This window comes from Burkholderia sp. (assembly GCF_018375725.1).
Taxonomy (GTDB): domain Bacteria; phylum Pseudomonadota; class Gammaproteobacteria; order Burkholderiales; family Burkholderiaceae; genus Burkholderia.
Map to the genome: position 1 here is coordinate 1 of NZ_JAHACR010000027.1, position 25,317 is coordinate 25,317.

Annotated in this window: 31 protein-coding genes and 1 pseudogene; 21 read left to right on the forward strand and 11 right to left on the reverse strand. The window is 59.9% G+C overall.

The genetic code is table 11. The features are described 5' to 3' along the window. The first annotated feature begins 98 nt into the window (after positions 1-98). The 11 genes from KH616_RS06290 (at position 99) to KH616_RS06340 (ending at position 8,533) form a co-directional block, all read left to right on the forward strand. A complete protein-coding gene (locus tag KH616_RS06290) occupies positions 99-842 on the forward strand; it encodes a thioredoxin family protein (protein WP_292238042.1) in 744 nt (247 codons plus the stop codon). Between the two features lie 51 nt (positions 843-893). Beyond that, positions 894-1,256, forward strand: a complete 363-nt coding sequence (locus KH616_RS06295; protein WP_011875596.1) for a hypothetical protein — start codon at positions 894-896, stop codon at positions 1,254-1,256. A gap of 113 nt (positions 1,257-1,369) precedes the next feature. Continuing rightward, complete coding sequence (locus KH616_RS06300) at positions 1,370-1,669, forward strand: hypothetical protein (protein WP_011875597.1); 300 nt, start codon at positions 1,370-1,372, stop codon at positions 1,667-1,669. 53 nt (positions 1,670-1,722) lie between these two features. Further along, on the forward strand, positions 1,723-1,950 hold the full coding sequence (locus KH616_RS06305) for a DUF2933 domain-containing protein (protein WP_043292957.1): 228 nt from the start codon (positions 1,723-1,725) through the stop codon (positions 1,948-1,950). 82 nt (positions 1,951-2,032) lie between these two features. Then, positions 2,033-2,194: a hypothetical protein gene (locus KH616_RS06310; RefSeq protein ID WP_009687857.1), complete on the forward strand. Its 162-nt coding sequence runs from the start codon at positions 2,033-2,035 to the stop codon at positions 2,192-2,194. A 244-nt stretch (positions 2,195-2,438) separates the two neighbouring features. After that, positions 2,439-2,774, forward strand: coding sequence for a PCYCGC motif-containing (lipo)protein (locus tag KH616_RS06315; protein WP_021157492.1), 336 nt, complete (start codon positions 2,439-2,441; stop codon positions 2,772-2,774). A 33-nt stretch (positions 2,775-2,807) separates the two neighbouring features. After that, positions 2,808-3,125, forward strand: coding sequence for a P-II family nitrogen regulator (locus tag KH616_RS06320; protein ID WP_009687817.1), 318 nt, complete (start codon positions 2,808-2,810; stop codon positions 3,123-3,125). Positions 3,126-3,562: 437 nt separating this feature from the next. Further along, on the forward strand, positions 3,563-3,958 hold the full coding sequence (cueR, locus tag KH616_RS06325) for a Cu(I)-responsive transcriptional regulator (protein WP_009687816.1): 396 nt from the start codon (positions 3,563-3,565) through the stop codon (positions 3,956-3,958). 67 nt (positions 3,959-4,025) lie between these two features. Next, the gene (locus KH616_RS06330; protein ID WP_009687815.1) at positions 4,026-4,223 is read left to right on the forward strand and encodes a heavy-metal-associated domain-containing protein; all 198 of its coding nucleotides are present in this window, start codon (positions 4,026-4,028) and stop codon (positions 4,221-4,223) included. A 398-nt stretch (positions 4,224-4,621) separates the two neighbouring features. After that, positions 4,622-6,916 (forward strand): heavy metal translocating P-type ATPase, encoded by a 2,295-nt coding sequence (locus KH616_RS06335; RefSeq protein ID WP_292238047.1) that lies wholly within the window; start codon positions 4,622-4,624, stop codon positions 6,914-6,916. Positions 6,917-6,988: 72 nt separating this feature from the next. Next, positions 6,989-8,533 (forward strand): multicopper oxidase domain-containing protein, encoded by a 1,545-nt coding sequence (locus KH616_RS06340; RefSeq protein ID WP_060096533.1) that lies wholly within the window; start codon positions 6,989-6,991, stop codon positions 8,531-8,533. 763 nt (positions 8,534-9,296) lie between these two features. Here the strand turns inward: KH616_RS06340 and KH616_RS06345 are convergent. The 3 genes from KH616_RS06345 to KH616_RS06355 form a co-directional block, all read right to left on the reverse strand. After that, complete coding sequence (locus tag KH616_RS06345; RefSeq protein ID WP_292238048.1) at positions 9,297-9,971, reverse strand: TlpA disulfide reductase family protein; 675 nt, start codon at positions 9,969-9,971, stop codon at positions 9,297-9,299. Positions 9,972-10,172: 201 nt separating this feature from the next. After that, positions 10,173-10,601, reverse strand: a complete 429-nt coding sequence (locus tag KH616_RS06350) for a sulfur transferase domain-containing protein (protein WP_053821754.1) — start codon at positions 10,599-10,601, stop codon at positions 10,173-10,175. A 28-nt stretch (positions 10,602-10,629) separates the two neighbouring features. After that, on the reverse strand, positions 10,630-11,379 hold the full coding sequence (locus tag KH616_RS06355) for an MBL fold metallo-hydrolase (protein ID WP_292238043.1): 750 nt from the start codon (positions 11,377-11,379) through the stop codon (positions 10,630-10,632). Positions 11,380-11,503: 124 nt separating this feature from the next. Between KH616_RS06355 and KH616_RS06360 the strand changes: the two genes are divergently transcribed. The 8 genes from KH616_RS06360 to KH616_RS06395 all read left to right on the forward strand — a co-directional run bounded on the left by KH616_RS06360 (position 11,504) and on the right by KH616_RS06395 (position 18,444). After that, positions 11,504-11,815, forward strand: coding sequence for a metalloregulator ArsR/SmtB family transcription factor (locus tag KH616_RS06360; protein ID WP_292238044.1), 312 nt, complete (start codon positions 11,504-11,506; stop codon positions 11,813-11,815). A gap of 9 nt (positions 11,816-11,824) precedes the next feature. Beyond that, a complete protein-coding gene (locus KH616_RS06365; RefSeq protein WP_292238045.1) occupies positions 11,825-12,256 on the forward strand; it encodes a YeeE/YedE family protein in 432 nt (143 codons plus the stop codon). Positions 12,257-12,266: 10 nt separating this feature from the next. Next, entirely contained in the window at positions 12,267-12,704 is a 438-nt protein-coding gene (locus tag KH616_RS06370) for a DUF6691 family protein (RefSeq protein ID WP_053821758.1), read from the forward strand. Positions 12,705-12,715: 11 nt separating this feature from the next. Beyond that, positions 12,716-13,510: a sulfite exporter TauE/SafE family protein gene (locus tag KH616_RS06375; RefSeq protein ID WP_053821759.1), complete on the forward strand. Its 795-nt coding sequence runs from the start codon at positions 12,716-12,718 to the stop codon at positions 13,508-13,510. A 451-nt stretch (positions 13,511-13,961) separates the two neighbouring features. Further along, positions 13,962-15,644, forward strand: a complete 1,683-nt coding sequence (locus KH616_RS06380) for a DDE-type integrase/transposase/recombinase (protein ID WP_011875634.1) — start codon at positions 13,962-13,964, stop codon at positions 15,642-15,644. Between the two features lie 2 nt (positions 15,645-15,646). After that, positions 15,647-16,555, forward strand: coding sequence for a TniB family NTP-binding protein (locus KH616_RS06385; RefSeq protein ID WP_062739168.1), 909 nt, complete (start codon positions 15,647-15,649; stop codon positions 16,553-16,555). Continuing rightward, positions 16,552-17,769, forward strand: a complete 1,218-nt coding sequence (locus KH616_RS06390) for a TniQ family protein (RefSeq protein WP_062739167.1) — start codon at positions 16,552-16,554, stop codon at positions 17,767-17,769. The genes KH616_RS06385 and KH616_RS06390 overlap by 4 nt, the downstream gene beginning before the upstream one ends. Positions 17,770-17,829: 60 nt before the next feature. Further along, complete coding sequence (locus tag KH616_RS06395; protein ID WP_062739166.1) at positions 17,830-18,444, forward strand: recombinase family protein; 615 nt, start codon at positions 17,830-17,832, stop codon at positions 18,442-18,444. Between the two features lie 66 nt (positions 18,445-18,510). On the opposite strand, the gene KH616_RS06400 is transcribed toward KH616_RS06395, so the two are convergent. From KH616_RS06400 to KH616_RS06435, 8 genes are all read right to left on the reverse strand, one after another. Next, positions 18,511-18,942 carry an EamA family transporter gene (locus KH616_RS06400; protein WP_062739165.1) on the reverse strand — a complete coding sequence of 144 codons (432 nt, stop codon included), beginning with the start codon at positions 18,940-18,942 and terminating at the stop codon, positions 18,511-18,513. Between the two features lie 28 nt (positions 18,943-18,970). Beyond that, entirely contained in the window at positions 18,971-20,323 is a 1,353-nt protein-coding gene (locus KH616_RS06405; protein WP_062739164.1) for an ATP-binding protein, read from the reverse strand. After that, positions 20,299-20,964 (reverse strand): response regulator transcription factor, encoded by a 666-nt coding sequence (locus KH616_RS06410; protein WP_005797956.1) that lies wholly within the window; start codon positions 20,962-20,964, stop codon positions 20,299-20,301. Before KH616_RS06410 ends, KH616_RS06405 begins: the two co-directional genes overlap by 25 nt. A 22-nt stretch (positions 20,965-20,986) precedes the next feature. Then, a complete protein-coding gene (locus KH616_RS06415) occupies positions 20,987-21,745 on the reverse strand; it encodes a membrane protein (protein WP_005797954.1) in 759 nt (252 codons plus the stop codon). Positions 21,746-21,754: 9 nt separating this feature from the next. Then, positions 21,755-22,204, reverse strand: coding sequence for a hypothetical protein (locus KH616_RS06420; RefSeq protein ID WP_005797953.1), 450 nt, complete (start codon positions 22,202-22,204; stop codon positions 21,755-21,757). A gap of 29 nt (positions 22,205-22,233) precedes the next feature. Beyond that, complete coding sequence (locus tag KH616_RS06425; protein ID WP_005797951.1) at positions 22,234-23,016, reverse strand: membrane protein; 783 nt, start codon at positions 23,014-23,016, stop codon at positions 22,234-22,236. A 69-nt stretch (positions 23,017-23,085) separates the two neighbouring features. Further along, positions 23,086-23,682 carry an undecaprenyl-diphosphatase gene (locus tag KH616_RS06430; RefSeq protein WP_062739163.1) on the reverse strand — a complete coding sequence of 199 codons (597 nt, stop codon included), beginning with the start codon at positions 23,680-23,682 and terminating at the stop codon, positions 23,086-23,088. Positions 23,683-23,738: 56 nt separating this feature from the next. Further along, complete coding sequence (locus KH616_RS06435) at positions 23,739-24,074, reverse strand: PepSY domain-containing protein (RefSeq protein WP_005797945.1); 336 nt, start codon at positions 24,072-24,074, stop codon at positions 23,739-23,741. A 146-nt stretch (positions 24,075-24,220) separates the two neighbouring features. On the opposite strand from KH616_RS06435, the pseudogene KH616_RS06440 reads away from it, so the two are divergent. Then, positions 24,221-24,736 (forward strand): annotated as a pseudogene (locus KH616_RS06440) (recombinase family protein); the annotation flags it as partial. Between the two features lie 90 nt (positions 24,737-24,826). Then, positions 24,827-25,317: DUF4158 domain-containing protein (locus tag KH616_RS06445; protein ID WP_292238046.1), on the forward strand; the 491-nt coding region annotated here is incomplete at its 3' end.

The following is a 25,317-nucleotide window of genomic DNA, read 5'->3' on the forward strand; positions in this document are numbered from 1 at the left end:
GATCAGCGATCACGATCAACCGAAACGGGTGATCACGATCATTCGGAATCCATGATCACGATCCGCCGAAATGCGTGATCACGTTCGCCGGAATACGCATGCTTGTCGGCACGTTCGGAACGCGCCTGCTACCCAAGTCGGGACACTGGATGGTCGCGGTCCAGAACACACTCGGTGTCATGCTGCTGGCCGCAGCGCTGTGGTTCGTCTATTCACTGCTGCCTGTCTGGCTGCTGATGTCACTGGTCGCATTGCTGCTGACTGCTTGCGGAATGATGCTACGTGCGATCGACCCTTTACCGGCCGGCGCGACGGGGATTGCCCGAGTCGGCAAAGCGCTCGGTGTGTTGCTGCTGGTCGCAGGTATCGCCGAGTTTGTTGGCGTCGCATCGGGCAATTTCGACATGCTGATGCCACTGGGCGGTTTGACGCGGATGTCGGCGTCAGCGGGAGGTGGCGCAAGTTCGGCAGCGCGATTCGACACGATCACCTCGAACGCCAAGCTGGACGAGGCGCTCAAGCTCGCACGAGGAACACCTGTCATGGTGGACTTCTACGCGGACTGGTGCATCACCTGCAAGGAACTCGAGCGCTTCACGTTCACTGATGCACGTGTGATGGACGAGTTTACGCACTGGAAGTTGCTACGCATCGACGTGACGAAAAATACCGAGGCCGACACGGCGATGCTGCGGCGGTTCGGTCTGTTTGGCCCTCCGGCCCTGATTTTCTTCGACAAAACTGGTCGGGAGCAGCCTGATGCGCAACTGGTCGGATTTATTGGGGCGGACGCATTCCTGGCCCATCTGAAACGCTTGCAGTCGAGTGATGTGGCGCAATAACGCAGCTGTCGGCGGCCGCAGCAGGACTCATCGGCGCCTATACTGAAAATCATGAATCTCTGGGTCAAACTCGTCGCCTGCTTCCTGATCGCGTGGTTGCCGATGCTCGGTTACCCCGCCCAGGCCGCGTTATGTCCAGAAATGTCGTCGATGCCTGCCGTACAGCATCCCATGAAGGCAGCAGGCGCTATCGAAGCGACAGGATGCACATCCGGCACGATGCACGTCGGTACCAGCGCTCATCCATCTGCTTGCCACGCGGGCATGGGAAGCTCCGTGTGCGGGATGCCGGCCATACCGATGTCGCATACCGTCGGCATTGCCCCATCGACACCTGATTATCGGGCCATCACCCGGATCCTTTCCGAGCAGTTCATTCCTGAGCTGCCAGCACCGCCCCCGCGTTCGTTGTAACTCTCCTCCGTCGGCGCTTGCCCAGCGGTTCCGTACCGCGGCTCGAGTTCGCTCGCGGCCCGCGTGACCATCCGCGAAGCGTCACATGCTCGATTCGATTCTACGAACGAAAGATGGAGATACACATGAACGCAAGACATGCACGATTGGCTGTTGTTTCCACGCTATTGCTCGCTGCGAGCGCAGTGGGCCTCGCTGCCACTGGCTCTTCTTCCAGTCCGGCGATGCAGGACCGTGAGCACGGTCACGGCGCGATGATGATGGGCGGAATGATGGGCGGCTGCCCGATGATGGGTGGAAGCGCCGGTCTGGACCCGAAGACCGCGATGCGAATGCACGCCGAGATGATGCGGGCCATGAGCGACATCATGATGAAGTATTCCGACCAGGCGGTTACGCCACCGTCGAAGTGACCGCAAGCCCGACCACGTTACTCACATTGGATACAGCCTGACAAGGACTTCACATGAAATGCAACTGGAAAACCATGGCGGCCGTTGCGCTCGCACTGGTCGCCGTCATCGCCCTCGGTTACTGGGCATTTCCTCCTCTCAGAGGCACGCTTGCAACGCTCGCTGTTATCGCCAGTGTATTCATCTGCCCGCTATCGATGATGTTCATGATGCGTGGCGTGCGTTCTCACACTGGCGGTCCCGCCACGCGCGCTCGGGTAACGGACGAAGCCAAACACTGAGTCCGTCGATTTCTGCGGGAACTTCGGACCGGTGCGGTGGGAGCGCCCATCGTTCTGGTCCGGTTCGCTTCACGGAGAGCATATGTTCAACGGGAAACTAATCGTCAATTTTATCATCGGCTTGCTCGCGGTCATCGGCCTGTTAGCGGTGCTGGGTACAGGTGCGATGTGGGCAATGCACACCGGAATGATGCACGGGATGCTGTCTTGTGGAGGCACCATGTATCAGCATCCGGGATTCTGACCGGGAATCTGGGAGATTGAAAGTGAAACGACACATACGACCTCAGGCCGGCAGCATCGTCAGCAAGCACTCTAGCCTTGGCAGCAAGTCGGGGTGGCATCTGCTGTCTCTGCTGGCCCTGATTATTGCGATGCCGACGGCGTTGGTGTGGGGGCCGTCATTTGTCCATTGGGTTGCCGGCCCCACGGGAGTTGCCATCGAGTCAACAAATGCGATCCAACAGATACCCGGCTGGCGAGTTGGCATGCTGCGACCAGACGGGTTGCGCATCGTTCCATCAGGAGTATTCGACGCCTCGCACGTACTGAATCCGGCGCAATTCTCGGACAACGCCGTGCGGCACGCGTACTGGGTAGCGACCAGGATTCCCGCGACGCTCAACAAGCTCTACTGCTGGTGTGGATGCGAGAACCGTGGCGAGCACCGTTCGAATCTTCAATGCTTCGAGGACCGGATGGCTGTGTCGTGTCCGGTTTGCCAGGGGACCGCTGAAATCGCCTACCGGATGACGCAATCGGGTATCCAGGACGCAGCGAAGATTCAGGCGGCCGTCGATGCGAAGTGGGCGTCCAAGGGATAGGAGTGATGACTCATATTAGAAACGGAGGATGCGATGGAACTGAAATGCGTGATCGCGATACTGCGCCCCAATGTACTCAAGATGCTCGAGCGGCAGTTGGGCGCGCTACACATCCACGGCATGACGGTGACCCATGCAAGGGGATTCGGTGCACATCCCAATCTCTTTGCCAACGACTGGACGACTGAGCACATCAAGATCGAAATCTTCACAGTCGCCGAGAACGTCGACGCGCTGATCGAGGAAATCATGACGGTCGCCAACGAGGAATCTAGTGGTGATGGCGTCGTTGCCGTCGTACCGGTAGAACGCTTTCTGCGAGTGCGGGCGGCGACTGAAGGCGCCCGCTGAGCAAACGTCCTGGTCCTACGTTACTGGCTCTGCATTTTGAGAGACGCAGCGCCCGCAAGTTGTAGTTGCGGACGCAAGCCTGCGCTCGTTCAGCTTCCGATTCTAGGTGCGCTTAATTTCGCTTACGAACGAAGATCGATGCCGCTATAGTTCATTTCAGCCTCCTCAAGGGTCCTGTTGACCGTCGCAGTTCAACTAGTAGACCCTAGCCGCCGCCTCCTTCGGGCGGCCAGGAGGCCTCTCAATGATTATCAATCTCAGACGACAGCGCCCGGCCCGTTTGACGATGGCCCACAGGATCAGCCGTTCGGCCTCTTTCCGTGCCGCACCACGAATCGAACGATTACCCCTTGAATCGAAACCACTTGACCTTCCCAACGTGGGAAGGTCAAGAATAGTCAGTGCGGTTCGAATGGCCGTTTCGAGAGGGGAAAACGATGAATATCGGCGAGGTTGCGAAGTCGTCGGGCATGTCGACCAAGATGATTCGTCACTATGAGGAAACAGGCCTGATTCGGGCTGCCACCCGGACAGGGGCGAACTATCGTGTGTACACGCCCAGGGATGTCCAGGTGCTGCGCTTCGTCCGGCAGGCCCGACATCTTGGTTTTTCCACGAAGCAGATTGCGGTGCTGCTGGCCCTTTGGGAAGACCGCAGCCGGTCCAGCGGCGAGGTCAAACGGCTCGCGAATGAGCATATTGCCAACCTGAATCTACGCATTCAGGAACTGGTGGAAATGCGGGATACGCTCCGGCATCTGGCAGCCCACTGCAAAGGGGACTCACGCCCTGACTGTCCGATTCTGGAGAAACTGGCTGGCGCGGCGCATTGACGCCCCCTTGACCTGCCCCGCAGCGAAAGGTTGTAACTGAAATGATTCAACGGAACGGAGTTGGAAAATGGAACTGACCATCAAGGATATGACCTGCGGGCACTGCGCGGGCGTCGTAACGAAAGCGGTCAAGGAAGTCGATACGGCGGCACACGTGACCGTCGACCTGGAAACCAGGATCGTGCGCATCGAGTCGTCACGCGAGGCGGGTGAATTTCTTTCGGCGATACAGGAGGCCGGATATAGTCCCGCCGCGCTCGCATGAGCTTACACATCTGAAGGTCAGGCCACGAAGCCTTCGACTATCCCGTTTCTCGGGACCAGCCTGGCTCAGGGGCGGATAATCACACCGGCGGCCGCGCGTTCCCCTGCACTCGTGGAACGAGCAAGCTGGCCGGTCGGCGTCCCCGCAACAGACCATAGCGGCCAGCGTTACCAATGGACGGCACGACAGGCGACGCAATTTGTGCACAGTGTGAAAGACAACGCGGAGCACGGAAAATGAGCGGACAGCGTAACGACGGCGAAACTTCTCCCGAACACCTGAACGCGAGCCACGGCGCGGGCGGCCACCAAGACCATGCTGCGCACGCCGCGCAAGGTCAGGCCAGCGGGGATGCCGATGGCAATCACGCGGCGCACCACGGACATGGCCACGGTGAAATGTCCGAAGGTCCCGACGGCGCGCTCAGGGACCCGGTGTGCGGCATGTCTGTCACGGCGGATTCGCCATTTCGCAGCGAGCACGATGGACATCCGTATTTCTTCTGCAGTGCGTCATGTCAGAAGAAGTTTCGGGCGGACCCGTTGCGATATGTCAAACCGTCGACCAGCACGTCGGTTGAGGCTGCGCCGGAGGGCTCGATATACACCTGCCCGATGCATCCGGAAATTCGCCAGGACCATCCTGGCAACTGCCCGAAGTGCGGTATGGCCCTTGAGCCCTTGTTGCCCAGTCTCGAGGACGAAGAGAATCCCGAGCTGACGGATTTTCGACGCAGGTTCTGGTGGACGCTGCCGCTGACGGCCGTGGTGTTCGTCCTGGCCATGTTCGGCCACCGGCTGGGCTGGATGGAAGCGTCCACACAGAGCTGGGTCGAACTGGCTCTCTCGACTCCGGTCGTCGTGTGGGCGGGCTTGCCGTTCTTCGAACGTTGCACCCGCTCGTTCATCAATCGCAGCCCGAACATGTGGACGCTCATCGGACTTGGTACGGGGACGGCCTATGTCTATAGCGTCATCGCGACAGTCGTTCCAGGAGTCTTCCCGGAGGCATTTGCCGCACATGGTCGTGTGAGCGTGTATTTTGAGGCCGCGGCCGTCATTATTTCGTTGACGCTCGTCGGGCAACTGCTCGAACTGAAGGCTCGGTCGCAGACGTCCGCTGCCATCAAGGCACTGCTGGGACTGGCGCCGAAGACCGCGCGGCGTATCAACGCCGACGGCACAGAAGAGGACGTTCCACTGGCTCACGTCCATGTCGGCGACCTCCTTCGCGTAAGACCAGGCGAGAAGGTTCCGGTCGACGGCGTTGTGACGGAGGGTTCCAGCGCGCTCGATGAGTCCATGATTACGGGCGAACCTATTCCCGTCAGCAAGCGGGTGGGTGACCACGTCATCGGCGCGACCATGAATACCTCCGGAAGCCTCATCATCAAATCGGAGAAGGTCGGCTCCCAGACCATGCTGGCACAAATCGTCCAGATGGTCGCGCAGGCGCAGCGTTCCAGGGCACCCATGCAGCGCATGGCTGACAAGGTCGCGGGAGTTTTCGTCGTCGCGGTGGTCGGCGTCGCCATCCTGACGTTCGTCGCCTGGGGCTTTTTCGGACCCGAGCCCAGTTGGGTCTACGGGCTTATCAATGCCGTGGCGGTGCTCATCATCGCCTGTCCCTGTGCGCTTGGGCTGGCGACTCCCATGTCCATCATGGTCGCGAGTGGCAAAGGCGCGTCGAACGGTGTGCTTTTTCGGGATGCGGCTGCGATTGAGAACTTCCGGAAGGTCAACACGCTGATCGTCGACAAGACAGGCACCTTGACCGAAGGTCGCCCTGCCTTCGAACGCGCAATCGGCGTGAATGGATATGCGGAAGAGGATGTTCTCCGGCTCGCGGCCAGTCTTGACCCGGGTAGCGAACACCCGCTCGCTGCGACCATCGTGGATGCGGCCCGTGAACGGCGGCTCGCGTTCGAGAAGGTGGAGCACTTCGAGTCGAGCACCGGGATTGGCGTGCGAGGACTGGTCGGCAGCCGCAATCTCGCGCTGGGCAACACCACCCTCATGCAGGCCGACGGCATCGACGTTGGGACGCTCACGGAAAATTCGGACACGCTGCGTGCGCAGGGCGCCAGCGTCATGTATCTGGCGGTTGATGGAATGCTGGCCGGCCTGCTCGCGGTTTCGGACCCGGTGAAGGCAACGACACCCGAGGCACTGGCCCGGCTCAAGGAAGACGGTATCCGCGTGGTGATGGCGACGGGCGACGGTGTCGTGACCGCCAGGGCTGTCGCGACGAAGCTCGGCATCGGTGAATTCCATGGCGAGGTCAAACCAGCCGACAAGCTGGCGCTGGTGACGAAATTCCAGCAGGAAGGCAAGGTTGTAGCCATGGCCGGTGACGGTATCAACGATGCGCCCGCGCTTGCCAAGGCGGACGTGGGCGTCGCGATGGGCACCGGCACCGATGTAGCGATGAGCAGCGCACAGGTGACCCTCGTCAAAGGAGACCTGCGCGGCATCGCGCGAGCCCGGGAGTTGTCCGAGGCGACAATCGGGAACATGAAGCAGAACCTCGGCTTCGCGTTTGTGTACAACGCCCTGGGTGTGCCTCTGGCGGCAGGGGTACTGTATCCGTTCACCGGATTATTGCTGTCCCCGATGATCGCCGCACTGGCCATGAGCCTGAGTTCGGCATCGGTTATCACCAACGCGCTACGGTTGCGGAACGTGAAAATCTGACTTTTCGCAGAAGAAACCGGCGGCATTGAGCGCTGCCGTCATGATCGTAACCCATGAAACCAGGGGCGCCCCATGTCACTATCTCGCCGTCAATTCCTGCTGACGTCCGCTGCCGCCGCCTCGGCCGTGCTAACCGGATGCGCAGAATGGCCCTCAAGCGGTTCAAAAGAAGTCGCGAATGGAAATGTGAGCGGCACTTCGCGTCGCCTTATTGTCGATACCCGTTCGATCGAGGTCAACGGCCGTGCTGCGACGGTGTACGGGTTGCATCAGCCGGACGGCACGCGCGGCCTGTTCCTCGAACCGGGCGAGCGCTTTGCCGTGGAACTGGACAACCGCCTGCACGAACCCACCATTGTCCACTGGCACGGACAGACGCCCCCGTCCGATCAGGACGGCGTGACCCAGTTCGGCGTGCCGGCGCTTCAACCAGGGGAGCGGCGCGCCTATGATTTTGCCGCGCGCCCCGGCACCTACTGGATGCACTCACATCATGGTTTCCAGCATCAGAAACTGCTGGCCGCTCCACTGGTTGTGCGCACGGCCGACGATGTACGGGCTGACCGCCAGGAGGTGGCGATCTTTCTGGAGGATTTCCTGTTCCGCGATCCCGCCGAAGTGTTCTCAGAGCTGCAGAAGGGCAACGCAGATTCCAAGGGAGCCATGACCGGTCAAAAGTCGGGCGCGCAGCCCCACGGCATGGGTGGGATGGGCGGTATGCACGGCATGTCTGACATGGGTGGCATGGGTGGCATGGGTGGCATGGGTGGCATGGGCGGCAGTAGCATGCCGGATCAAATGCCCGGCATGAAGATGGACCTTAACGATGTCGATTTCGATGCCTATCTCGCCAACGACCGCACGCTCGACGACCCGGAAGTCATCCGGGTCGAGCAAGGCGGAAGAGTGCGCTTGCGGATTATCAACGGCGCCTCATCCACCAACTTCCACGTTGACCTCGGCTCGTTGCGAGGTACGGTCGCGGCGGTCGACGGCAACGCCGTCCAGCCGCTGACAGGCAGCCGCTTTGGTTTAGCGATGGCTCAGCGGATCGATATTCTCGTTGACCTGCCCAACGGGACCGGAGCGTGGCCGATTCTCGCCGTACGGGAAGGAGCCAGACAACAGACGGGGATTATTCTCGCCTCTAAAGGCGTCAACGTGGGCAAGGTCGCGGGGGCGACAGCCGCCGCTGGACCGGTGAGCTTCGATCAGGAACTGCGGTTGTCTGCGCTCAGGCCGCTGGCAGACCGTCCCGTCGATTCGCATTCTGTGCTGATGCTGACCGGTTCGATGCAGCCGTATACGTGGGGAATCAACCACAAGGGCTGGGACAATCGCGACACGGTGAAAATCCGCAGCGGACAGCGGGTGGCTATTACGTTCCAGAACACCACGATGATGGCCCATCCGATGCATCTGCACGGGCACCACTTTCAGATCGTCGCGCTCAATGGCAAAACGTTCTCCGGGGCGCTGCGTGACACGGTGCATGTCCCGCCGATGGCAAAGGTCACCCTGGCGTTCGATGCCAACAATGCAGGCCGGTGGCTGATGCATTGTCACAATCTCTATCACATGAAGTCCGGCATGATCACCGAAGTGCGTTACGTTTGACAGTCGGTCGGGCTACACGGGCATGCCTCTTTGTTTTTGGAACGGCCGGACCGCTGAACGGACGCGGATTTACGTCATCGCGGAGGACAGTTCGGTGGTTTGACGTGAAGGTTTTGGCAGGGATACGACGTTGGCAACCTGATGGCCCCCTGCCTCGTCGACTCATCGCCGGGGGCTTCCGAAGTCCGGGGCACCAGACTCGTACAGCCAGACAAGACGAGTAATGCAGCAAAAGTCACCGTAGTAAAACCTGCCACGCGACCGAATGGATTCACGTTGGGCTCCCAAAGACAGGCGATCTCGACACATCCGCGTCAGGCACGTCAAAGGGTAAGAGGCGGCGAACAGCAACAAGGCTCCGCGCTACCCGTCTCGACAGAGTGTGGAATTCGTCAATGCTGGGCTGCCCATTTCGATTCGGAAAGCTTATGGAGCTCCTTGTTGCGGGCGATGGTTGCTGCGCTCGGCGGGTAGTCATGCTTCCTGATGGGGTGAAGAGGGAAAACGGAAAAAATCAGGCGCTAAGACATAATGAGGGGTCGAGGTGCAGTGGAACGGCAAACCAGGTTAAGGGCACTCCTGACTTTTTCGTTGCTTGCTGGGTTATGCAGTGGCCGCAGCCAGCCCTTGGCTACTGCTTCCAACACAGAGTAGGAATACTGGCCAAGCATGTTGATGTGCTCATGCAGTAACGGCGACAGCCTGGCCATGTCATCATCTCGAACATCAGAGCTGACATAAAACAGCAGCGGTATCCCAGTGCTTAGCGAGAGCCGAAGAAGCTGTCGATTTTCTCGGTTAGTGTTGCGCGCGAAAGCTCACCCATATGCCGCTTGTATAGCCGGCCTTGAGCATCATAGAACAGCGTTGTAGGGTAACCAGACGAACCAGTTCGGGCACTTACCTGCTTGGCCGGATCGAGAACGATATTTGGCATTTGTAACCCATTCGCGTCGAGGTAGCTTTGTACGGTTGCTGCTGATTCTCCTTGATTCACAAACACGAAGTGGATTTCTGGATGGGCTAGCTGTGCAGCCTTTAATACAGGCATCTCACGTCGGCACGGCGGACACCAAGTTGCCCAAAGATTGATAATCAAGGGGCGGCCCACAAAGGCACTGAGCGGCACAGTTGTGTTGTCGAGGCGGCGTACCTCAATTGTCGGGACAGGCACACCCACCGACGTAAGGGCATGATTCAGCGCACTTCCTCCGAAAAAGACAAAGCAGCCCGTCAAGGTTGCAGTCAGAAGCGGCCTACGTAGTGTCGTCGAGCGCCGTGACAATTCCATGCCAACCAAAACGGCCGTCGCGAAACCGGCCAGGTTGTCGAAGCCTCCATCACGAAAGTCGATGATCGACAATGGAGCATTGGAATAAATCTCATGATGTCTTAATACGAAGATTGAGCGTCCGGCGAGGAAACCGAACACGATCATCTTCCAAAGAACGGGGCCCGGATCGACACCGCGCCTCGTGCGGAACCACGCGGCAACAGAATGGGCAAGCGTTATGCCTGCCAAGAGTAGTGCTACTTGTACAGGGACGACGAGCGGCCCAAATCGTACAGCATCCAAAAAGTGGCTCCCTGAATCGAAATTTGTGAACTTTAACTTGCAGTTCTAGTTGCGAATGAACATCTATTTGGCCGTGACTTGCCTGACGAAGCTGGCGAAATCAGCGGAACCCTGAAGGTTGAACCCCATGGTTTGCGCTTCCTCGAACGTGCGTTCCGCTGTCCACCCATTCTGCTTTGCACGACTAAGCGCGAGCAGCAACGCGGCCCTCGTGCCAGTGGCGCAATGCAGTAAATGCGGCCCTTGTGTTCTCTGCATTACTTGACTTAACTCGTCAATCTGCTGCTCTGACAGGGCTGTCTTGTTGACTGGTACATTGAAGTAATCCAGTCCACTGTTCCTGACCAACTCGGCGTTCGAGGTGGCCGTTTCCCCAGGCGTACGCATGTCAATTACGGTGTGAATGCCCTGCTGCTTCGCCTCCACCAAATCCTGCCCCGAAGGCTGGGGACCGATGAACAGGCCATCCCCTATTTGCTTGAAGTTTGTCATTTCAATTTCTCCGTTGGTTAGCGGCACGTCAGCCCTGCGGGCTCTGGGTCATCTGGCGGCAATAGCTGGCCAAGTTCTCTGGCAGGTCTGGGGGACAGACGCCACATTGCTTATTCCCCGGGATAGCGTAGTCAATGAACTTAGGGTATGGAAGGTTCAGCTTGGCCATGATGTCCCTGAACTCTTCGAGCGTCTTTTCCCCGCCCAGGCGGGGATTACGCTTCTTTTCCTGCGCGATCGAGGAGACAAAACGCTGCTGGTAGTCGTGCGCCGGGTAGACCAAGGTTTCGTCGGGCAAAGCAAACAGCTTCTCTCGCACGCTTTTGTAGAGCGCATCGGCATCACCGTTTTGAAAGTCAGTCCTGCCACACCCCTCGATAAGTAAGGCGTCGCCTGTGAATACGCGGTCATTTAAAAGATAGGCAAAGTGCCCGTCGGTATGGCCGGGGGTATGCAGGGGCTGCAAAGTAATACCCCCGACCTGAAATGGCCTGCCTTCTTCGATGCCGACATCGGCACATGACAACTGATCGTAGGCAGGCGCGGCAATCTTGCTACCCACGGCACGCTTCATTTCCAAAGCTGCGGTGATGTGGTCGGCATGGATATGGGTATCGACCGTGTAAGCCAAGGTCAGACCTAACCTGTGCACCTCGGCCAGATCCCGATCCATGGTCGCAATCACGGGATCGATGAGGACTGCCTGTCCCGTGTCCTCGTCCCCCAGCAGATAGGTATAAGTGCTCGACAGGGGTTCGTACAGTTGTCTAAAAATCATGGGCGTTCCTCAATAGTCGTCGTGATCAGAGTTCGACACATGGATCATCGTCTCTACGTTTAATATATTATGTTCTGGTATAATGTTCGTGTAAAGTGTTACTTTTAAACGGATCTACGTCGCCATGCCAAAGCAAATTGATTTAGTGAAACTGCATGCCGCAGCTGGGGAGGCTAGCAAGCTTCTGAAGGTACTGTCCAACCCCGACCGTATGCTCTTGCTATGCCAGATGACGCAGGGCGAGTTCTCGGTCAAAGAGCTGGAAACCATCACTGGGATCTTGCAGCCTACGCTTTCACAGCAGCTGACCGTGCTCCGCGAAGAGCGACTAGTGAATACTCGCCGTGAGGGCAAGCAGATCTTCTACAGCATCTCCAGTAGTGAGGCACTGGCAGTGCTACAGGTGTTGTACCAACTTTACTGCCCAACGGAATAGGAGGCTGCAATGATGATTGACTGGAACAATTTCACGCCCTGGACGTCGCTGGCGGGTGGGCTGATGATCGGAATAGCCACGGCACTGTTCTTGGTATTTAACGGAAGAATTGCGGGCATCAGCGGCATCGTGGGTGGCCTGTTAACGCCCGCAAGGGGCGATATCGCCTGGCGTCTTGCGTTCGTGGGCGGCCTAGTGCTTTCTCCTCTCGTGTTTTCAAGCATCGCTCCCCTGCCCCAAGTGCACATCGAGGCCGGTTACCCGGTCTTGATCCTGGCCGGACTGCTGGTAGGGATCGGTACCCGTTACGGTTCGGGCTGCACTAGCGGACATGGCGTGTGCGGGCTGTCGCGTCGCTCCCCGCGTTCGATGGTGGCTACCGTAGCCTTTATGTTCGCCGGATTCGTGACCGTCTACGTTGTTCGCCATCTTGTCGGCTAAGGGAGCAAAAATGAAAATCTTCATGTCGCTGTTGGTCGGCCTGTTGTTCGGCTTGGGGCTTATTTTGTCCGGCATGAGCGACCCCGCGAAGGTGCTCGGCTTTTTGGACCTGGCCGGAAACTGGGACCCGTCGCTTGCGTTCGTGATGGGCGGCGCTGTAGTCGTCGGCGCGCTGGTGTTTCCGTTCGCGGCCAAACGTCCGAGATCGATCCTGGGCGACGCCATGCGCTTGCCGACGGCTACGCAAATTGACCGCCGCCTCGTGCTCGGCGGACTCGCGTTCGGCGTCGGCTGGGGCCTGGCCGGCTATTGTCCCGGTCCTGCGCTCGCATCGCTCGCACAAGGCGGCGCCAAACCCTTGCTGTTCTTCATCGCCATGCTGGTCGGAATGGCGTTGTTTGAACTGCTCGAACGAGCAAAAGCCAAAGCCGCATCACCGGCCGCGTAACCGGGGCTGTGATGATTACGGGTCTTCTCTTGGGGGCGGTGGTAGGTATTGTCATGGGTCTGACAGGAGCTGGGGGAGGCATTCTCGCGGTCCCACTTCTTGTCTTCGGCATGCACTTAACGATCGCCGAAGCCGGCCCCGTTGGCCTGCTCGCCGTCGGTGTTTCTGCCGCAGCAGGTGCTTTGATGGGCTTGAAGGCTGGGATTGTGCGCTACCGCGCGACCGTGCTCATTGCCGGCACTGGCATCCTGCTCGCGCCACTCGGTGTATGGTTGGCTCACCGTTTGGACACGCGACTGCTCAGCCTGTTGTTTGCCGCTATTCTCGCCTGGGTCGCATATAAAACCTTCCGTGAAATCGTCGGTCGCAGTGTCGAGTCCACCTCTCTTACTCTGGATCGACCCTGCATTCGGGACGACATGAGTGGACGGTTTATCTGGACGAGCAAGTGCGCCGGCGCCTTATCGATCGCAGGTGCCATTGCGGGCATTCTGTCCGGTTTGCTCGGGGTAGGCGGCGGGTTCGTCATGGTGCCGGCCTTGCAGCGTTTCACGGATTTAGCGGTGCAATCGGTCGTCGCTACCTCGCTCGGTGTTATCGCACTTGTTTCGCTAACTGGCGTAGCGGCCAGCCTATCTACAGGAAAATTTCCCCTTGGTGTCGCGCTCCCGTTCGCAGCAGGAAGCATAGTCGGGATGGGAGTCGGCAGTGTGCTCACCTCGCGGCTTCCGCAAAAGTATCTGAAAGCTGCTTTCGGGGTGATATGTCTCGGGGTCGCTGCAATGATGACTTTTAAATCACTGTAGAGGAAACGATCGATAACACAACCCATATGCCCCTCCTGGCTCTCTTGGCCAGAGAATCACTCGTTCGTAGAACAGCATTAAGAAACCCCGTTCGCATTTTCGCCGTCACCTAAGCATGTGAGCTTAGGCTACACCCTAATTAGGCGTCAGGAGGGCCCTGCAAAATGCGTCAGGATAGAGTCATATAAACATTTTATTGACACCTGACCGGAAGGCTCATAGATTTCAGCCTGACATTCACAACAAGGAGGTTACTTGAAGGGCCAACGAATCGGTTACGTCAGGGTCAGTAGTTTCGACCAGAACCCGGTGTCATTTTCAGAAGACGACTGCACCATTCAGCGCGGTTTGAAGCCTCTTGTGCATACGGCTCCTGACAGCCAGATATCAGGACTCCTCTGCACGAAACTCGTCTATGCTCAATACTCGTGTGCACCAAAGCGAGATGAGCATGGCGACCGATACCGCACCGATTACCGAGCACGGCGTGGCCACCCTGCCAGAACAGGCATGGGAGCGTGCGCGTCGTCGCGCGGAGATCATTGGGCCGTTGGCGCAGTCGGAGACGGTTGGGCATGAAGCGGCCGACGCGGCAGCCCAGGCATTGGGGCTGTCCCGGCGGCAGGTCTACGTCCTGATCCGCCGTGCCCGGCTAGGATCGGGGCTGGTCACTGACTTGGCTCTTGGGCAGTCGAGCGGTGGCAAAGGTAAAGGCCGCTTGCCGGAGTCGGTCGAACGAATCATCCGCGAGTTACTGCAAAAGCGCTTCCTGACCAAGCAGAAGCGTAGCTTGGCGGCGTTCCACCGCGAAGTTGTGCGGGCGTGCAAGCTGCAAAAGCTGCGGGTGCCGGCGCGCAACACGGTGGCTCTGCGGATCGCCGGCCTCGATCCGCGCGAGGTCACTCACCGCCGGGAAGGACAAGATGCCGCCCGCGACCTGCAAGGTGTTGGTGGTGTTCCGCCACCCGTCTCCGCGCCGCTGGAGCAGGTGCAGATCGACCACACAGTCATCGACCTGATCGTGGTGGACGAGCGCGACCGGCAACCGATTGGCCGTCCATACCTGACCCTCGCCATCGACGTATTCACCCGCTGCGTGGTTGGCATGGTCGTTACGCTGGAAGCCCCGTCCGCCGTCTCGGTCGGCTTGTGCTTGGTGCATGCCGCCTGCGACAAGCGCCCTTGGTTGGAAGGGTTGAACGTAGAGATGGATTGGCCGATGAGCGGCAAGCCCAGACTGCTCTACTTGGACAACGCGGCTGAGTTCAAGAGCGAGGCGCTGCGCCGTGGCTGCGAGCAGCATGGCATCCGGTTGGACTATCGCCCGCTCGGGCAGCCGCACTACGGCGGTATCGTGGAACGGATCATCGGCACGGCGATGCAGATGATCCACGACGAATTGCCGGGGACGACCTTCTCCAATCCTGACCAGCGCGGGGAATACGCCTCCGAGAAGATGGCCGCCCTGACACTGCGCGAGCTGGAGCGCTGGCTCACATTGGCGGTCGGCACCTATCACGGCTCCGTGCACAACGGCCTGCTCCAACCGCCGGCCGCGCGCTGGGCCGAAGCTATCACGCGGACCGGCGTGCCAACCGTCATCACTCGCGCTACGGCTTTTCTGGTCGATTTTCTGCCCATCATCCGCCGCACGCTGACCCGCACCGGCTTCGTCATCGACCACATCCACTACTACGCCGATGCGCTCAAGCCGTGGATAGCTCGGCGGGACCGCTTGCCTGCGTTCCTGATCCGGCGCGACCCGCGCGACATCAGCCGCATATGGGTGCTGGAACCAGAGGGGCAGCACTACCTGGAAATTCCCTACCGTACCTTGTCGCACCCGGCTGTCACCCTCTGGGAACAACGACAGGCGCTGGCGAAATTGCGGCAGCAAGGGCGCGAACAGGTGGATGAGTCGGCGTTGTTCCGCATGATCGGCCAGATGCGCGAAATCGTTACCACCGCGCAGAAGGCTACGCGCAAGGCGCGGCGCGACGCGGATCGACGCCAGCATCTCAAGGCAACGGCAACGCCTGTCAAAACCACGCCACCACCGGGCGCTGACATGGATGGGCAGCAGGCAGACAACCAGCCGCCGGCCAAACCGTTCGACCAGATTGAGGAGTGGTAGCCGTGGAAGAATATCCCATCATCGACTTGTCCCACCTGCTGCCGGCGGCCCAGGGCTTGGCCCGTCTCCCGGCGGACGAACGCATCCATCGCCTTCGCGCCGACCGCTGGATCGGCTATCCGCGAGCAGTCGAGGCGCTGAACCGGCTGGAAATCCTGTATATGTGGCCAAACAAGCAACGCATGCCCAACCTGTTGCTGGTCGGCCCGACCAACAACGGCAAGTCGATGATCGTCGAGAAGTTCCGGCGCACGCATCCGGCCAGAGCCGACGCCGACCAGGAGCACATTCCGGTACTGGTCGTGCAGATGCCATCCGAACCGTCGGTAATCCGCTTCTACGTCGCGCTGCTCGCGGCGATGGGTGCGCCATTGCGACCGCGCCCACGGCTGCCAGAAATGGAACAACTGGCGCTGGCACTGCTGCGCAAGGTCGGCGTGCGCATGCTGGTGATCGACGAGTTGCACAACGTCCTGGCCGGTAACAGCGTCAATCGCCGGGAATTCCTCAATCTCCTGCGCTTCCTCGGCAATGAACTGCGCATCCCACTGGTCGGGGTCGGCACGCGCGACGCCTACCTGGCCATCCGCTCCGATGACCAGTTGGAAAATCGCTTCGAGCCGATGATGCTGCCGGTATGGGAGGCCAATCACGATTGCTGCTCACTGCTGGCCAGTTTCGCCGCTTCGCTTCCACTGCGGCGACCCTCGTCGATTGCCACGCTGGACATGGCCCGCTACCTGCTCACACGCAGCGAGGGCACCATCGGCGAACTGGCGCACTTGCTGATGGCGGCGGCCATCGTCGCCGTGGAGAGCGGCGAGGAAGCGATCAACCATCGCACGCTGAGCATGGCCGATTACACCGGTCCCAGCGAGCGGCGGCGGCAATTCGAGCGGGAACTGATGTGAAGCCAGCGCCACGCTGGCCACTGCATCCGGCCCCCAGAGAAGGCGAAGCCTTGTCTTCGTGGCTCAACCGCGTGGCCCTTTGCTATCACATGGAGGTGTCCGAGCTGCTGGAGCACGATCTTGGTCACGCTCAGGTTGATGACCTGGATACCGCGCCACCACTGGCGCTGTTGGCGATGCTCTCCCAGCGGAGCGGCATCGAGCCGGACCGGCTGCGTTGCATGAGTTTCGCCGGCTGGGTGCCTTGGCTACTGGACAGCCTTGATGATCAGATTCCAGACGCATTGGAAACCTATACGTTCCAGCTCTCGGTGCTGCTGCCGAAACTCCGCCGTAGGACGCGATCCATCACGAGCTGGCGTGCCTGGCTGCCCAGCCAGCCGATACATCGCGCCTGTCCTCTCTGTCTGAACGACCCGGCAAACCAAGCCGTACTGCTTGCATGGAAGCTGCCCCTGATGCTGAGCTGCCCGCTGCATGGCTGCTGGCTGGAATCCTATTGGGGCGTGCCTGGGCGGTTTCTCGGCTGGGAGAACGCCGACACTGCGTCGCGCACCGCCAGCGACGCGATTGCAGTGATGGACCGGCGTACCTGGCAGGCACTGACGACCGGCCATGTGGAACTGCCGTGCCGACGCATCCACGCTGGATTGTGGTTTCGACTGCTACGCACGCTGCTCGATGAGCTGAACACCCCGCTTTCGGCGTGCGGAACCTACGCGGGGTATCTCCGCCAAGTCTGGCAAGGCTGCGGGCATCCGCTGCGTGCTGGGCAAAGTCTGTGGCGACCGTATGAAACCCTGAACCCGGCAATACGGTTGCAGATGCTGGAGGCGGCGGCAACGGCAATCAGCTTGATCGAGGTGAGGGATATCAGCCCGCCAGGCGAGCATGCAAAGCTGTTCTGGTCCGAGCCCCAAACCGGGTTCACCAGTGGTCTGCCGGCGAAAGCGCCGAAGCCCGAACCCGTCAATCACTGGCAACGGGCGGTCCAAGCTATCAGTGAGGCGATCATTGAAGCGCGGCACGACCCCGAGACGGCACGCTCGCTGTTCGCGTTGGCTTCCTATGGTCGGCGCGATCCCGCTTCCCTGGAACAGTTGCGCGCCACCTTTGCAAAGGAAGGCATTCCCCCGGAATTTCTGTCGCATTACGAGGCTGATGGACCCTTTGCATGTCTTAGACAGAATGACGGGTTAAGTGACAAATTTTGACGACCAGAACTTTCCGGTGCACACTGTCACATAATCGAACGTATATGTGACAGGTGCAAGATGCTGATTGGCTACATGCGGGTATCGAAAGCAGACGGCTCACAGGCCACCGACTTGCAGCGTGATGCACTGATCGCTGCCGGCGTCGATCCGGCCCATCTCTACGAGGATCAAGCGTCGGGCAAGCGCGAGGATCGTCCCGGCCTGTTGAGCTGCCTGAAGGCGCTACGACCGGGGGATACGTTGATGGTGTGGAAACTTGACCGGCTCGGGCGCGATCTGCGGCATCTCATCAACACCGTGCATGACCTGACCGGGCGAGGCATCGGTCTGAAAGTGTTGACTGGGCACGGTGCAGCCATTGACACCACGACGGCCGCCGGCAAGTTGGTCTTCGGCATCTTCGCCGCGCTGGCCGAGTTCGAGCGCGAACTGATTACCGAGCGCACGATTGCAGGATTGGCTTCGGCGAGGGCGCGCGGTAGGAAGGGCGGCCGGCCCTTCAAGATGACTGCCGCCAAGTTGCGGCTGGCGATGGCCGCTATGGGGCAGCCCGAAACCAAGGTCGGCGATCTATGTCAGGAACTGGGCATCACAAGACAGACCTTGTATCGGCACATTTCGCCGAAGGGCGAGTTGCGCCTTGATGGCGAGAAACTGCTCAGTCAAGTTTGATGGCACGACAGCGGTTACTGTAGACGAATCGTGACGACTGGTTGAGTCAGTATGTCCTACCTGTTATCACTTGAACGCCAATAACAGAACGCCTCCGGCGACCATCGAAATGCCGGACCACTCCCTCAGTGACGGGCGTTCGCCCAAAAAGGCGAAAGCAAATACCGCCACCAGGACAAGACTGAGTTTATCCACTGGCGCAACCTTGGATGCATCGCCAATCTTGAGTGCGCGGAAGTAGCAGACCCACGATGCCCCTGTCGCCAAGCCGGACAGCCCGAGAAAAAGCCATGTCTTGGGTGATAACTCCAAGGGGTTGGTCCATTTCCCCGTGTAGGCAACAAACGCCGACAGGACGACGATGATGATGGCCGTGCGGATCAAGGTGGCCAGATCGGAATCAACTCCCTGAATGCCAACCTTGGCAAAAATAGCCGTCAGTGCCGCAAAGATAGCGGACAGCAAAGCCCAATAAAACCACCCCGCCGAATTAACCATTTAGCCTGCCTCCGCGTTTCTCAAACCGCTACCGCATGGGAGCGATAACGGCAACATTTAAACCAGTTTGCTTCTCTTGATCTGAGAAGTCGAGGCGGATTTCAGCACCGATGCGATTGGCAATCGTCTGGACAATGGATAGTCCCAGACCCGAGCCGATCTGCTCGCTCCCCAGCGTGCGGTAGAAGGGATCAAACACTCGATCCCGTTCAGCCAACGGAATGCCAGGCCCACTGTCCTGAATACGTAGTACGACCTTCCCTTCCGAAACACCCACAGAAAGATCAACACGCCCTCCCTCTGGCGTGTAGCGGATGGCGTTATCGACTAGGTTCTTGACCACAGCGATCATGTCCAGCTCGCTTGCCCACACTTCGGCGTCCAGCGCGCCTTCGACACCGATGTCGATATGCTTGGCCTCGGCCAGCGGCATGAGGTCTTCCAGCACGCGGCGGTAGATGCTCTGGACAGATACAGGCGACTTCGGCAGGTCGGTGGCCGACTGTGCCTTGGCCAAGGTCAAGAGTTGATCGAGCAGGCTGCGGCCGCGCTCGATCCCTTGGCGCAAAACCGTCAGCCGTTCGCGCGCCACGCTGGACATTTCCGCTTCCGCGAGCCGTTCTGCTTGCAGCGACATGGCTGTCAGCGGCGAACGTAGCTCGTGCGCGGCATCCGCCACAAAGCGGCGCTGAGATTCCATCGACTGGCTGACACGAGCGAGCAGGCGATTGATCGCCACGGCAAACGGACGTACCTCGACCGGAAGGTGGCGGTCTTCGACGGGATGCAGTTCCTGCTCTGCCCGCTGGTCTATTTCCTTGGACAGCGCCGCGATGGGCTGGAACATCTTGCGCACCAGGTCAGCAACGATCAACAGCAGCACCGGCACGAGAATCAAGAAAGGCATCACCGTGCGCAGTGCCCCGTCGCGGGCAATTTCATTGCGGAAGCCGGACTCCTGAGCCACAGCAATGCGTTCGCCGCTCGCCGTGGTCTTGACCAGCACGCGAAACGTCTCGCCACCAACTTCCAGCGTGTGCAATCCATCCGCCAAGGTCGCCGGGAGCGGGAGCACGCCTCCTGCATCCACGCCTACCGTAGAGGGACTGACCTCACCCAAGCGCTGGACGATCACGCGCGACTCTTCATCGACATCCTTGAGACGGATATCGGTGGTTGGCACGGCAGGCAACAAGCGCTGGCGATCCATGAGCTGCGCCACCTGGCGCAGTACATCGTCCTGTAGTTCGTGCGCTTCATCGAAGGCGGACAGGAACGAGAATACGCCCGCCACAACGGCCACCACGAGGATGGCCAGCGACAAGGTGAAGGACAGCTTGAGCTGAACTGATTCGTTCAAGCGCCTTTTGAGACCATCCATCCGACCCCCCTGACGTTCTTGATGACCTCGCCACCGAGCTTGCGCCGCAGTGCGTGGATCAGATATTCGACGGCATTGCTTTCGACTTCTTCCCCCCAGCCATAGATGCGATCCTCCAGTTCGCTGCGCGAAAGGATGGCACCAGGCCGAACCAGCAAGGCTTGCAGTAACGAGAACTCGCGGTTGGACAGTTGCACTTGGGGGCCATCATTGGCACAAGCCTCTTTGGTGGCCGGGTCGAGCGTCACCACGCCATTGCTGAGCACGGGAGCTGCCGTGCCACCTTTGCGCCTCAGGACGGCGCGCATCCGGGCCAGCAGTTCCGCCATCTGAAAGGGCTTGGATACATAGTCGTCGGCCCCGCCATCCAGGCCGCGCAGGCGATCATCCAGACCATCGCGAGCCGTGATGATGAGCAGGGGAACCGGGTTGTCCTTGGCTCGGATGCTGGCCAGCACCTCCAGCCCATCCTTTCCGGGCAGACCGAGGTCGAGTAGCACCAGGTCGTAATGCTGGCAGCCCAGCGTGGTGAGCGCCGTCTGCCCGTCCTTCACCCAGTCGGCGGCGTAGGACGCATCCTTCAATGCGCCCTGGATCGCGTCACCGATCATCGGATCGTCTTCGACAAGCAATACCCGCATTCCCCCTCCGTTCAATCGTTGTTCAATGTGCCGTCCTGGCTGCTCTCTGCCTGAACAGCAGGATCGCAGTCAGCATGAAGGCCAACAGTGCGGCCGATGCCGAATAGCGGCTCAACGCCAGACCACCCGCGCTCAGTGGCTTGTCCAGAAAATCCCCGACCACGGCACCCAGCGGGCGAGTCAGGATGAACGCCGCCCAGAACAGCAGCGTGCGGGACACGCTCGTCCAGTAGTAGGCTGCCACGACCAGCGCGAGCAGCCCGCCGAACACGACGGCCGCACCCGTGTAGCCCAAGCCCGCCGTGTCAGCTGTCCAGTCGCCTAACGCGGTGCCCAGCGTTTGGGAGAACATGATCGTCAGCCAGTAGAAGGCTTCTGCCTTGGGCGAGCTGACCGTGCTCACCGATACGGAGCCGAGGGTGCGATGCCAGACGAAGAGCGAGCCGAGCAGCAAGGCCAGCAGCAAGCTCGAACCTCCAGCGTACCCGATTCCCAGCGATCGATCCGCAAAATCGGCCAATGTCGTGCCGACCGTGGTCGTGGCGATGATGGTTGTCCAGTACAGGAAGGGATGGAAGCCTTTGGCCTTGACCTGCGCGACGACGGCAGCCAGGAAGATCGCCGCGAAGATGGCTGTACCGACCAGGTAGCCCAGGTTCATGGACATCGAAACCGCATCACCGCCAGTTTCACCGAGCGTCGTGGCGGCAATCTTGATGAGCCAGAAGCCCAGCGTGACTTCGGGCACCTTGGCCAGCGCGTGTTCAGTGGATGTTTTCATGGGGCGCGCTCACTTTCCTTCGAGCGTGTTAAAGGTTTTCAGCAGGGCATCCATCGCAGCCTTGCAGTCAGCCTGGCTTGGCGTGTCTGCGCGAAGCGTCGCAAGCGACTTGTCGATGGCCTTGTCGAGCAGATGCCAGTCATCTGCCGCGCGCGGTTTGAGTCCGGCTTCGGCCGAATCCCATGCGACTTCCAAGTCCTTGATGCGTGACTTGGCAGCAGGCAGATCGCCCTTGTCAACGATGGCGGCGACATCGGTGGCGATGCTGCGGAAGGCCGACAGGTCGCCCAGCTTGGATGCAGTTTTGACTTGCAAGGCCGAGACAGTCTGGGCCGGTGTAGTTGATGCCGAGCTTGCGTTGTTCTGATCGGCAGATTTGGAACAACCAGCCGCGAGGACCACGAGCACGGCGGCCGAAATGGCGGCAACAGGGCGAGCGATTGAGTGCTTTATGAGCATGTTTTTCTCCTTGTGTAGAGCGAAGATGGTTATTCGACGAGCTGGGCCGAGCGGCGTCCATTCATGCCGATCTGCGCGACGGCTACCAGCATGACGATCACCGTGAGGAACAAGGCGCTTGTCCACATGGCACCCATGCCAAGGCCGCCATAGGTCTTGGCCTGAGTCAGCAAGTCGCCGAGTGCGGCCCCGAAGGGGCGGGTCAATATGTAGGCGATCCAGAAGGTCAGAACGGCGTTGCCGCCCATGCGCCAGGCGGTATAGGTGATGCCAATCAGCACACCGAACGCCACCGCGCCCCAGGTAAAGCCCAAGCCCAATGCCTCGGTCGCCAAATCGCCAGCAGCCGTGCCCAGCGCGAACGTGCAGAGGATGGCAGCCCAATAGAACAGCTCCCGGCTGCGCGTCACAATGTCGTGAATGGACAGGGTGCGCTCGATCCGATACCAGACGAAGAAGATCGCGGCGAGCGCAACGGCGAACGCCGAGGTGCTGATGTACAGGCTGACGCCAAGGCCATCGGTCAGCAGATCGGTGATCTGGGTGCCGACCACGCTGACCAGTACCACCGTCAGCCAGTAAATCCAAGGGGTATAGCGTCGGGTGCGCAACTGCATGAACAAGGCGGCCGCCAACAGGGCAGCCATGACGGTTCGAGTCACGCCTTGCCCCCACCCTGCGTTGACCGCCAGGAAATCGGCCCCCGTCTCGCCCACCGTGGTGGACATGATCTTGATGATCCAGAACGACAGCGCGACTTCCGGGACTTTATTGAGCCAGCCAGTGGTGCTGCTCGTGGGCAATTTGTTCATGGTGTTCTCCTGCCGGGGTGAAATGGTTTGCCAGCAGTTTGAACATGCTGACTTAGCCCGCCCATAGGCTCACTCGCGCACCCATCCGAGCGCGATCAACCTGCCGAAAAGCCGGCGATAGATGCCGGTGGCAAGTTGATAACTTGGCAATAGATACCAGTGTGCTTCACGTAACGTCAGCCAGGCACAGATTGCAGCAACGGCGATGGCCCCGAGCATGTCGAATGGGAAGTGCACTCCAAGGTAGATGCGCGCCCAGGCAATGGGAACGCCCAGCAAAGCCAAAGTCACGCCTGCAATTCGTGGGCCTCGTTGCAGCGCGAGGCTGAAGGCAACCGCCCACCACAGCGTCAGGTGATCGCTTGGGAAAGACGAATCGGCAACATGAGGGATGAGGGTGTGACCCAGGCCGATCATGAAAGGTCGGGGATGCAACCAAGCCAGGCCGATGATCTGGTTGATGAGCAGGCCCAGCAATCCCGATGCGCTAGCAACGAGCATCGTCTTGCGGGTAGGCTCGCCGCCGCGAAGCCAGCCGATGCCGATCAGGAGTGGAACCGCCCAGATAAGCTGTTCGGCCAAGAAGGTGGCCAACGTCAGAGCCAAAGCACTGGGATGCTCCGGTGCGTTGAGCCAGAGAAAAAATGTATGGTTGAGTGATTCCATGAGGTCTCCGGGCCGGATCGCCTCCGAGGGAAACGATCCGGCCATACTGTCGGGCGTCAGTCCCGCTTGTCGTGGTCATCATCGTGATCCGCCTTGTCCTCGGCAGACGAGATGACCGTGCCCTTGTCGGCATCGACCCGGACATCGAAGACCTTGGCCCCGCTGACGACTTCCACGTCGTAGACCCAGCCTTGCTTCGAGTTCTCGTACTCGGCGCGTGACGCCTTGCCATTGGCGTGCTGCTCGGCGACGGTGACCGCCTGTGTGAGGGGAATCTTGGCCTTGCTGATTGCCAGTGCGTCGTTTTCCATACCGCCATTGGCGGCGTAGGCGACCGCGCCGGTTGCAGCGATGGCGACGGCCAGAAGGGAAAGTTTGGTATAGCGGTACATGATGCTTCTCCAGAAGAGTGCAGGGATTTGCACAGTGGAGAAGGTACGCAGGCAGACTTAGCTCGCACTGAGCCGGGAAGTTTTCGCTCTCGCCGATGTAGTGTTATCGACTCCTGACAATTGGTGCAGTCGTCTTCTGAAAATGACACCCGGACCGGCAGCTCGAACATGCACAAGTCGACAGGGTATTCACCGACAAGGCATCGGGCAAAGACACTCAACGGCCGCAGCTGGAAGCGCTGCTGGGCTTCGTGCGCGAGGGGGATACCGTGGTCGTGCACAGTATGGACCGCTTGGCCCGCAACCTGGATGACCTCCGGCGCCTTGTGCAGAGCCTGACCAGGCGCGGCGTACGCATCGAGTTCGCCAAGGAGTGTTTGGCCTTTACCGGTGAGGACTCGCCAATGGCGAACCTGATGCTGTCGGTCATGGGCGCCTTTGCCGAGTTCGAGCGCGCCCTGATCCGTGAACGGCAGCGCGAGGGGATCGCGCTGGCCAAGCAACGTGGGGCCTACCGTGGCCGCAAAAAAGCGCTCGCGCCCGAGCGTGTGACTGAGCTACGCACTCGGGTCGCCGCCGGCGAGCCGAAAGCGGTCGTGGCCCGCGACCTTGGCATCAGTCGAGAAACCCTCTACCAGTACCTAAAAACGCGCACCGTATGAACGTTCATGCACTCATGATCGGACAGCCCTGAGCCCGGATTCTCTGCTCCATGTGCTTCTCTTTCATCAGATTTCGAAGAAATCGAACAAATGCCACGCCGCTCACTGCTTTCCGATACTGAACGCGACAGCCTGCTCGTGTTGCCCGAAAGTCAGGATGATCTGATCCAACAATATAGCTTCACGGACGCCGACCTGGCGTTGATCCGGCAACGCCGTGGCGCCGCAAACCGCCTCGGCTTCGCCGTGCAGATGTGCCTGCTGCGCTACCCTGGCTACGCGTTGGCCAGCGACACCATGCTGCCAGATCCTGTGATCCATTGGGTTGCCAAGCAGGTGCGCGGCGACGCCGGCGCCTGGCCGGAATATGGCGGACGGGAGAAAACGCGCAACGAGCACCTGCACGAGCTGCGCGCTTACCTCGGGCTGTCCGTGTTTGGCCTGCCTGATTTCCGCAAGCTGGTACACAGCCTGGCTGACCTCGCCATGCAGACCGACAAGGCCATGATCCTGGCTGCGCATTCCCTCGAAACGCTGCGCCAGAAGCGCATCATTCTGCCTGCGTTGACCTTCATCGAGCG